Genomic DNA, 981 nt, shown 5'->3' with positions numbered 1-981 from the left:
AGCCGAGCTGCTTGGCGAGATTGCCGATGATATTCATGCGATTGACCAAGCCATGAAGTGGGGATTCGGCTGGGAACTGGGACCTTTTGAGATGTGGGACGCCATCGGCCTCAAGCAGTCAGCGGAAAAGCTCGAGCAGCTTGGAGCAGATATGCCTGGCTGGATAAAAGAGATGCTGGACAAAGGAAATGAAACCTTCTACATCAAAGAGAACGGAACGGTATTTTATTATGACCGCGGCGAATACAGAGCCGTGAAAGAAAACAAAAAACGAATTCATTTACAAGCACTTAAAGAAACAAAAGGCGTGATTGCGAAAAACAGCGGAGCAAGCTTAATTGACCTTGGAGATGATGTGGCCCTTCTTGAATTTCATTCGAAAAGCAATGCGATCGGCCTCGATATCATTCAAATGATCCACAAAGGATTAGAGGAAACAGAACGGAATTACAAGGGGCTTGCCATCGGCAATCAAGGAAAAAATTTCTGCGTCGGCGCGAATCTCGCCATGATCTTAATGGAAGTCCAAGATGACAACTTTTTGGAAGTTGATTTTGTGATCCGCCGTTTTCAGGAGACGATGATGAAGATCAAATACAGTGCGAAACCGGTCGTCGCCGCGCCATTTGGCATGACGCTCGGCGGAGGAACGGAAGTATGCCTGCCTGCGGCGCGTACTCAAGCGGCAAGCGAAGCCTATATGGGCCTTGTTGAATCAGGTGTCGGCCTCATCCCTGGCGGAGGGGGAAACAAAGAGCTGTACATCAATCATCTACGCCGTGGCCTTGATCCGATGAATGCGGCAATAAAAACATTTGAAACGATTGCGATGGCGAAAGTGTCCGCTTCCGCTCAAGAGGCTCGTGAGATGAACATCTTAAAAGAAACGGATCAGATCAGCGTGAATCAAGACCACCTGTTATACGATGCGAAGCAGCTGGCCGCATCTTTATACGATACCGGCTGGCGCCCGCCTGTAAA

General features: G+C 48.8%; 1 protein-coding gene. It reads left to right on the top strand.

All coding sequences use genetic code 11. The annotated features are described in order from the left end of the window. Nucleotides 1–981, top strand: a 981-nt coding sequence (locus ACWHAR_RS23725) for an enoyl-CoA hydratase-related protein (protein WP_452088022.1), incomplete at both ends; no start/stop codon positions are given.

Source organism: Bacillus sp. LR--39 (assembly GCF_053613335.1).
Note: the sequence above shows the minus strand (reverse complement) of the source record. Positions and strands in the feature narration are given on the sequence as shown.